This window comes from Okeania sp. SIO2F4 (assembly GCF_010672385.1).
Classification (GTDB): Bacteria; Cyanobacteriota; Cyanobacteriia; order Cyanobacteriales; family Microcoleaceae; genus Trichodesmium.
This window is the reverse complement of sequence record NZ_JAAHGT010000313.1, coordinates 1-9,670: the sequence shown is the minus strand read 5'-3', so window position 1 is coordinate 9,670 and position 9,670 is coordinate 1. Positions and strand designations below refer to the sequence as shown.

Here is a 9,670-nt window from a genome sequence, read left to right as displayed (position 1 = left end):
AAAATGTGATTTTACTCAGATGAAGGTTGGAGACAACCTCTCTGAGGTACAGTATTACTCTGTGACAGAAGTGCTAGAAGATGAGCTGGTGCTGACAAATGAGAGAGGGTATCCAATAAAAGTGGCCAAGGGTATCGTAGAAGAAGGTATGTATTCCGCCCAACAATACGAGAAAGAGCAAAAGGTAAGCCGTACAGAGTTATGTGAGTTGTTGGAGGGTGCAGGAGATATTGTATTTACTGTCAACTTTCGCAAGAAAATCAAAGAAGAAGATGTCTTAGAGGCAGTTTTATCAACCCTGAAAGGACAGGAGTTAACCAGTCCACAAGCAAAAAAGCAGTTGAAAGCCACTCTTAAGCAAGCGCTTCAAGGGGAGGAACGCACACTTGTTGGGTATCTCTTACAGACGGAGCCAAAGATGGGACGCAGCCAAGTGATCGATCTGGAAGCTGAAGGAGACCATCGAACTCGCCTTGTGGATCATCGCACTATTAACTGGCTCATCCTCAAGAATATCAAATATTTACAAAAGTAAGGAATAATGCTTATGGCTACTTCAAAATAGCGCTTTTCAAACTCATCTCTAGTTAAGGGATCGCCATTTTCTCAAGATATTATTTTAGTTGTTTTCATAAGTTTTAAAGACAGATAAAAAATCACAACAATAAAGATTATAAAATTGCTAAAAAATCGACCTAATTTACCAATTGATAATGGATAATTAATTAAAATACTAAACTTTGTAATAAACTTTTTTTTTAGAGAAGAGAAATGTAAAACTTTTCAATTTAATACAAAATTTTTCAAACTAAATAGTTATCAATTATTCATTATCAATTATCCATTATTCATTCTATCTTCAACCATCATCCGCACAACATCTGGCATTTTATAATGTGCTTTCCATCCTAATTTTTGTTCAGCTTTAATTGGATTTGCTCTACCTACAGAAATATCAGTAGGGCGATATAAACTCTCATCTACTTCTACATAATCCTGCCAATTTAATCCTACAGAAGTAAAAGCTTCAACTACAAAATCTTGCAAAGGATAACTTTCTCCAGTGGCAATTACATAATCATCTGGTTCATCTTGCTGCAACATTAAAAACATTGCTTCTACATATTCTGGTGCCCAACCCCAATCTCTTTGTACTGAAATATTTCCTAAGTGTAATTTCTCCTTACTACCTTGAGCAATTTGACAAACAACTGAGACAATTTTTTGAGTTACAAAACGTTGTGGTCGGAGAGGAGATTCGTGATTAAATAAAATTCCAGAACAAGCAAATAAATTATAAGCTTCTCGATAATTTGCTACTTCCCAAAAAGCCGCAGATTTAGCAACAGCGTAAGGACTTCTTGGGCGAAAAGGAGTAATTTCTGTAGCAGGTTTACCACCTGTATCGCCAAAACATTCACTCGAACTGGCATTATATAATTTAATTTTTGCTCCAGTAAATCGAATTGCTTCTAATAAATTTAAGGTGCCAGTAGCGATACTTTCTAATGTTTCTACAGGTTGCTGAAAAGATAGACCTACTGAACTTTGACCAGCTAGATTATAAATTTCATCTGGCTGATATTTGGTTAATATTTGTAAGACACTTCTAAAGTCATTTAAAGACATGGAGTCTAACTTTATTTGGTCACGAATACCTAAACGAGATAAGTTTTTAAAAGTAGACATTTGAGCATCTCTGGAAGTGCCACAAACTTTGTAACCTTTTTCTCGTAATAATTTAGCTAAGTAGGAACCGTCTTGACCGGAAATTCCTGAAATTAATGCTGTTTTCATAATCTTTAAGGAAGAAGGAAAAATGGGTAAATGGTAGGGTCTAATTTTATAGATAATTGTTGGTTTTAAGCAAAAGTTTCTGGAGTAAGTTCACTTTTTTTTTGAGGAAGATTTTAGGTAGTAGGTTCAATTTTCGCCCTTGTATTCAACTGAAAGAAGGTGTTATACCAAGGGTGATAAATGTTTGCTACAAATATTTGGAGTGTTTCTAGTAGTCAATAGTCAGTAGTCAGCTAGAAAGAGCTTCTTATTATCATTTTTTACCCTGAAATAATTCTATTAGAGTACGCTATACATCTGACTTAAACTATTTTAGTTTACCAAATTATTCACGCCACATTCTTTTTTCATGCATGGTATTAAGTGGAACGATAAGTAACCGATAACTTAAGACATAAAATCTACAACCTTCTTCAATAAATTGTAAGTGAGGTGTGAAGTTTAATAACCCAATTGCTCAAACAAGTCTTCTACATTTATGACTTAGTACTTACCACCGAAGGAAGGGTAGGGACTATAAATATAGATATAGTAATTCTTAGATGAATGAGCTAAAGTAACAACAGTGAGTAAACAAATTACGAATATTCTTTTCATAGCATTTATCATGGAGATGAAGTAAATTAGACTTCTTGCAGAAGTAAGTCAAAAGTAAAAAGTAATAGAAACTGATTATTTATTTACTATAACGTAATTTTACTTTGACTTTAGCAAAAGGTCTATTATACATTCCCAGATTTTCTATGGCCTGTTGACTCAAATCACAAATTTTATACCGCATTTAATTGAAAAACTCTATTATATTTTATCAATCTGGGATTGTTTCTGCGAGAATTTTTGCTAGATTTTTGATATGAGCTGCATAGTTTGTTGTATTTTGATTGGGTAATATTTTTTCCTGCTTTTCTAGTTTTAATTTGGTTTGTTCTAGTTCTGTTTGAGTTTCTTGAAGTTGGGATTGATAGGTATTGATTTGCTCCTGATGTTTAGATAACTGAGATTGAGATTGTTCTAATTCTGCTTGTACTTCATCTAGTTGGAATTGAGTAATTTCTAATTCTTCTCGCCTATCATGTAGTTCGGAGTGAGATTTATCTAATTCTGTTTTAATATTTTGTAGTTGTGATTCGGCATTTTTAGCTTTTTCTTGATTTTGCTGAATTTGAGATTCAGCAGATATTAATTTTTGGGAAACTTCATCTTTGTGAAATTTAATATTTTCTAATTCTTGCCGAGTTTGCTGTAGTTTTAATTCGGCATTTTTAGCTTTTTCTTTGCTTTGCTGAAGTTTAGATTGGGATTGTTCTAATTCTCCTAATATTTGGTCTCGATGAGATTGGATATTTTCTAATTCTGTTTGAGTTTGCTGAAGTTGAGATTGAGTAGATGCTAATTTTTGAGAAAGTTCGTTTTTCTGAGATTGACTATTTTCTAATTCTGCAGAAGTTTGCTGAAGTTGAGATTGAGTAGATACTAAATTTTGAGAAAGTTCATCTTTCTGAGATTGACTATTTTCTAATTCTGCGGAAGTTTGCTGGAGTTGAAATTGTATCTGCTGAAATTGTTCATCAGATGAAACACTTTTCCCTACTTCATCAATATCTATATCCCGAAAAACTGGTGTGCTATTCCAAGGTTCAAAAGGTATAAGTTTTGCTGTCGGAAAGTGGGGGCGAAAGAAATATTTTCCTGTTTCATTTAATAGACAAGCAGCAAAAGCAAAGGGAGTATTAGAAATAGCAACAAAATCACACTTACTCAATAAGAAAAAATTCAGATATTCTAAATTAACTTCTACCTCCAAGTCTCGAACCGTTATAGGATTATATTCAGCAAAATAAATCAGCGGTATTTCCTCTAAATTATCACTGGCAATAAATAAAACAGGTTCCTCTAAAGTTTCCCATAAACCATGTAACCAAATTTTATACCATTCACTAGGAGCAACAACAGCATTATTATTTTCATCTGAATCTGAATGTACTTCTAAATGTAAACCAATGATATTTTTTCCACGAGAGCACAACTTTTCCCAGGCAAATTTTACTTGAGCTTCTATTTCTGCTACAGGTTGAAACAAAGAACAAAAATATTCTTTGTGGGTCGCATAATACCTAGTGTGATATAAAAACTCTCCCTGAATATCGACATTTTTCCCAACTTCTTCATTACTAGGAAAAATTTCATTATTATTCTCAACAACTACAGGCAAATCTTCATAAATTTCTCTATCTTTATGCCCAAATAACTCTTGACCTAACCATGGAGGAGTCTCTACAGATAACCCATTTTCTTGAGCATATATTTTTAAGAAAGCATACTGAAAAATTTGATTCCCCAATCCAGTATTTTTGCCAAGAGTAGACATACTCACTACTTGTTTTCTCACATAAAAAGCATCTCCCCAAGATGGGTGAAAAGGTTTTGCCACTGCTACCATACCAAAACCAGTCTGTGCTAAAAATTCATCAATTTTTTCTGCTAAAGCACAACCTTCATAGAGTTCCTCATAATTAACTTTGGTGTAAACTGCATCTATATATTTAAGTAGATTAGTTGCTCCTTGTAATGCTAAAAGTTCTGCTCCTTGAATATCTAAGTTAAGGATATTAAAATCTGTTGGAGAAAGCTCTAATTCTTGTAGCAAAGTATCCAAAGTTTTTGACTCAACAGTAAGTTGATGAGTTTCTTGAATATTGGGATAAATATCTCGATAATGTTTCAAGGGAAAAATGGAACTACTTTGCCCCATTGAGTTGACATATAATTTGACTTTGCCATTTTGATTACTAATAGCATAGTTAACAACTTCCACATCGAGAGATGCTGTGGCGATATTTGCTTTTAACCTTTCAAATACTGTTGGGTTAGCTTCAATAAATATAATTTTTGATATGCCTAAAGTTTGATAAAGTTTGATATCTTTACCATCATAAGCACCGACATGAATAATACCTCTGGGGGAGACTGAGTTTTGTAAACAAAGGTTCTTTAAATCTAATTTCATTGGTCACTTCAGTTATCAGTTAACAGTTATCAGTTCTCAGTACCTCCTGGCTGAATTTTATTTTTTTATCCCCTTGAAAGGGCAGGAGGTTTGAAACTTTATTTTCTAGTCAGAATACTCAAATAGTTTGTGATTGAATTTATGTAACTGGAATTGCTGAATAATACTACCTTAAAATTAGGTAGTTTGAGAAACAATTACAGAAAAAATTTTTGATTCTTTTGGTTTCCCAGATTTCTGATATGGTCTGCATAGCTTGTTGTATTTTGATTCGTTATAGCAATTGCCATCTTTAAGTAAGGTACAAAATTTATTTGTTTTAGGGATTAGGGATTAAGAAGTAGTAATTCGGGAAAGAGGGAATAGAAAAAAAAGAAAAACAACTGTACCTCAGTAACTTGAGAAACACTATGGTTTTTTTGTGTTTATAGTTTGAAATTTCTTTCTAGTTCTGTTTGAGCTTGTGAAAATTGGTATTCCCTGATATTAATATTTAGTTTATATAGCTAAGAAAGAATTGGTTAGGAAATAAACTGATGATGAATCTTAGATTAGGAAATGTTTTTCTAACTTTTCCTTGTTCCCTTTTCTCTGTTCCCTGCTATAGGTATTCAGGTATCAGTTTCATAACCTCAGCTTTCCAAATAAGTATTGAGAGACTCAGGCAAAATTAAAAGTATGGGTTAAGGGATCAAAGCTAATCTTAACTATCCATAATCAATCAAGTCTATGATTAATTTTAACTGTTGAATACTTATTTCAGTTATTTTTGATTCAAGTGAGATTGAGGATTTTTTAAATTCATTGTGTACAAGCTTTATATAGTTTTTTATTCATAATTTTTAGCTTTTTATTATTATAACAATTAGGAATCATTTGTGATAATTTTACTGTTCTTTAAAAGCATAGAATATAGCAGTTATTATATTCATAAGATAGTTTTTTTATTCTTCTCTGTTACCAGTTAAGTGTTCCCGAAAATTATCCACTATCTCACAACTTAAATCATATTGCTATAGAATGGAATAATGACTCATTCAAGGGAAGGAGTTGAGGTTAAATTAAGTATTTTTTTTTCTTAAATATTCTAGATATATCTGAATATATAGGATATTGGTAAGAGAAATCTAAACTCGATATTCTCCTGCACATATTGTTAATTAATTACTCCTTAATCACAAATATAGTATGAGATATTGTTTGGAATGTTCTTAATAAATAATTTTTGAATGTGCAATATATTTTAGCTTAATATGGTAAAGCATGAAAAATCAATACTTAATTCTGAATGTGATAGAAAAACACCAAAAAGCAACAGAATATTTGGTTTTGGGTAAATTTGATGTAGCGATCGCTCTATGTCATCAAATTATAGAGGTAAAACCAGATTTTATTGCAGCTTATCAAACGATAGGAAATGCTTGGGAAATTCAGGGAAATTTAGAAGCTGCCCTGAGTTGGTATACTCAGGCATTAAAAATTCAGCCTAATTTGCCAGAATTATACAAAATTATTGGTAATTTATATTCTAAACAAAAACAGTGGGATGAGGCGATCGCTTGTTACGAAAAAGCAATTAAACTAGAACCGACTTTAACAGAGATATATGAAAAGTTAGGGCATATTTTTCAACAGCGTTATCTGGAAAATTTACAAGCAGCACTTAGTAATTATCGTCTAGCAATAGATTATTCTCCGGAGGATGAAAGTTATTATCATAAGTTCTTAGAAATTCAGCCTTATAATCCAGAAATATGTCGGCAATTGGCTCATACTTTATTTAGCAAAAATAAACTGGGGTCGGCAATTATTTTTTATCAAATTGCTTTAAGAACAGAACCAGAAAATCCAGAAATTCATTTTAATTTAGGCAAAATATTGACAAAAAAAGGTTATCTTGAGCAAGCAATCTCTGAATATAAACTTGCCTTGGAAGTCGAGAAAAATCATCCAGATATTTATCTACAACTTGGCATAGTTTTGGCAAAACAAGAAAGGTTTTCAGAAGCGATCGCCTCCTATCGCCGTACTATTGAAATTAATCCTAAGTCAGATTTAGCTCATAATTATTTAGGAGAAACTTTAACAAAAATAGGAGAGTTGGAAGAAGGAATTTATATGTTTCAGCAAGCAATAAATCTCAATCCAAGCTCACCTGTATTTCAGAAAAATTTGGGTGATGCTTTAGCAAAGCAGGGAAAAATAGATGCAGCAAGTGCAGCTTATAGTCGCGCTATTGAATTAGAATGTGTTAATGCCTAAATCTATACCTATTGAATTCTCAGACTAGGGTTGAAGTATTTTTTTGTTTCGCTTTTCCCTAGCTCCACCCTAAATTTTGCTTCTCAAACCACTACCTATATATTTGGCGCGCCAGTCGAGTAGGCAAATATTTACTAAGTCTGGAAAACCAGAGAATGGAAATATTTTTCTGTTCAGCTTTTGCCGACTTTCATCCTAAATTTTGCTTCTCAAACCACTACCTATATATTTGGCGCGCCAGTCGAGCAGGCAAATATTTACTAAGTCTGGAAAACCAGAGGATTCAAATATTTTTCTGTTCAGCTTTTGCCGACTTTCATCCTAAATTTTTCGACTCAAACCACTACCTATATATTTGGCGCGCCAGAAAATGGAAATATTTTTCTGTTCAGCTTTTGCCGACTTCCACCCTAAATTTTGCTTCTCAAACCACTACCTATATATTTGGCGCGCCAGTCGAGTAGGCAAATATTTACTAAGTCTGGAAAACCAGAGGATTCAAATATTTTCTGACTCCGCTTTTGCCGACTTCCACCCTAAATTTTGCTTCTCAAACCACTACCTATATATTTGGCGCGCCAGTCGAGTAGGCAAATATTTACTAAGTCTGGAAAACCAGAGGATTCAAATATTTTTCTGTTCAGCTTTTGCCGACTTCCATCCTAAATTTTGCTTCTCAAACCACTACCTATATATTTGGCGCGCCAGTCGAGTAGGCAAATATTTACTAAGTCTGGAAAACCAGAGGATTCAAATATTTTTCTGTTCAGCTTTTGCCGACTTCCATCCTAAATTTTGCTTCTCAAACCACTACCTATATATTTGGCGCGCCAGTCGAGCAGGCAAATATTTACTAAGTCTGGAAAACCAGAGGATTCAAATATTTTTCTGTTCAGCTTTTGCCGACTTCCACCCTAAATTTTTCGACTCAAACCACTACCTATATATTTTCCGATTGGCGTAGCATTAATTTCTGAAAATTGGTCTAATTTATCTCTCAACTATTCCCATTATCTTTCATTTTCTGATAATACTTTTGTGCAGTTTGCATCCAAGCTTTTACTTGAGATTCTAGCCAAGATTTTTCGGTCTCTAAAGCAGAATTTTTTTGCTCAAGATTATCCACCCAACAATGTAATCTCTGAGAATCTTCTTGTAGTTGAGATTTACCTTTTTCCAGATTTTTAACCCAAGCACTATATGTATTAACCTCAGATTTGAGACGAGAATTTACTTGCAATATTTCTTGTATTCTACTGCCTAACTCCTGCACAGAAATACCTAATTTTCCTGATCTACCTCGCCAACTTTCGAGCAACTCACATAACTTTAACGCCTCATCAAAATTTCCCATTTCCAAATGACGATAAATTCGATAATAACTCACCCATTTAACAGTTCGAGATAACACCTCAGTTTCCCAATCATTCAATTTTGAGTCTGATAAATTTAAACTATCAATTAAATTACTACAGATTTGTAAATGTTCCTGAACCTGATAAAAATCATCAAAACTGTGAGTTTTATTTCCTTCATGCCATCGATAATATCCCAAGATTTCTTTGACAAAATATAAATCGGTAACCAAACCAATTCTTAACCATAATTCTAAATCTGCAGCAAAAGCATAATTGTCATTAAATTTCCCGCCAACTTTCTCTAAAACCTCTCGTCTTATCAATACAAACGGGCAACAAATAGGATTAGCTTCTCCCAAATTTTTCCTTACCCATTCCTCACCATTCACTAAGCTATCCTCGGCATAATTTGCCCAATCCCAATTAAGATAATTATTCTCACTATCCACCACCATAATAGAGGAAGTAACTAAACCGACATTTTGGTATTTGTCTAGAATTTTTACCTTTTGCTCTAAATTTTTTGGCAACATCACATCATCCTGAGCAAAGACAGTAATATATTCTCCAGAAGCAGATTCTAAACAACGATTCCAATTAAGAAAAAGTCCTAAGTTTTGGGAATTTTGTAAGTATCTAAGTCTACTATCTTTTTCCAGATAACTCCTAATAACTTCTGGAGTATTATCAGTAGAACAGTCATCGGAAATAATTAATTCAAAATTTGTAAAGGTCTGTTCAAGAATACTGTCTATTGCTGGAGTGAGAAATTCTCCAGAGTTATAAGTAGGTAAACAAACAGTAACTTTAGGAAAATTGTTTATGGGCATTTAATCTAATAGTAATATTGTTTGTAAGTATCTAAGTCTACTATCTTTTTCCAGATAACTCCTAATAAATTCAGGAGTATTCTCTGTAGAACAGTCATCAGAAATAATTAACTTAAAATCTGTAAAGGTCTGTTCAAGAATACTGTCTATTGCTGGAGTGAGAAATTCTCCAGAGTTATAAGTAGATAAACAAACAGTAACTTTCGGAAAATTGTTTATGGGCATTTAATTTAATAGTAATATTCGAGAAATACCGCATTATAGCAAAGGCAAGCAAGAAGGAAAAAAGAAGAAGCAAGAATGAGAAAAATTTCATATATAGCAGTTACCATTATTGTTAGGAAATTCTCGCTCCTATCAAACTTATTCATAGCAATAGTTTAACTTTTAACTTTAGCTATATAGCAATCCTAAAT

The 9,670-nt window shown here is 33.0% G+C and carries 7 protein-coding genes; 3 read left to right on the top strand and 4 right to left on the bottom strand.

All coding sequences use genetic code 11. From position 1 onward, the window contains the following. A partial coding sequence (locus tag F6K22_RS19710) for a hypothetical protein (protein WP_363273958.1) occupies window positions 1–535 on the top strand: 535 nt, incomplete at its 5' end. 302 nt (window positions 536–837) lie between these two features. Here the strand turns inward: F6K22_RS19710 and F6K22_RS19705 are convergent. Beyond that, window positions 838–1,797: a GDP-mannose 4,6-dehydratase gene (locus F6K22_RS19705; RefSeq protein ID WP_293101506.1), complete on the bottom strand. Its 960-nt coding sequence runs from the start codon at window positions 1,795–1,797 to the stop codon at window positions 838–840. Window positions 1,798–2,605: 808 nt separating this feature from the next. Continuing rightward, window positions 2,606–4,804, bottom strand: coding sequence for an FkbM family methyltransferase (locus F6K22_RS19700; RefSeq protein WP_293101503.1), 2,199 nt, complete (start codon window positions 4,802–4,804; stop codon window positions 2,606–2,608). Between the two features lie 1,263 nt (window positions 4,805–6,067). On the opposite strand from F6K22_RS19700, the gene F6K22_RS19695 reads away from it, so the two are divergent. Both F6K22_RS19695 and F6K22_RS19690 read left to right on the top strand, forming a co-directional pair. Further along, entirely contained in the window at window positions 6,068–7,066 is a 999-nt protein-coding gene (locus F6K22_RS19695) for a tetratricopeptide repeat protein (protein WP_293101500.1), read from the top strand. 155 nt (window positions 7,067–7,221) lie between these two features. After that, on the top strand, window positions 7,222–7,530 hold the full coding sequence (locus F6K22_RS19690; protein WP_293101497.1) for a hypothetical protein: 309 nt from the start codon (window positions 7,222–7,224) through the stop codon (window positions 7,528–7,530). Between the two features lie 533 nt (window positions 7,531–8,063). On the opposite strand, the gene F6K22_RS19685 is transcribed toward F6K22_RS19690, so the two are convergent. Continuing rightward, the gene (locus F6K22_RS19685; protein ID WP_293101494.1) at window positions 8,064–9,254 is read right to left on the bottom strand and encodes a glycosyltransferase family 2 protein; all 1,191 of its coding nucleotides are present in this window, start codon (window positions 9,252–9,254) and stop codon (window positions 8,064–8,066) included. Continuing rightward, window positions 9,255–9,479 (bottom strand): glycosyltransferase family 2 protein, encoded by a 225-nt coding sequence (locus F6K22_RS19680; RefSeq protein ID WP_293101491.1) that lies wholly within the window; start codon window positions 9,477–9,479, stop codon window positions 9,255–9,257. Window positions 9,480–9,670 lie beyond the last annotated feature (191 nt).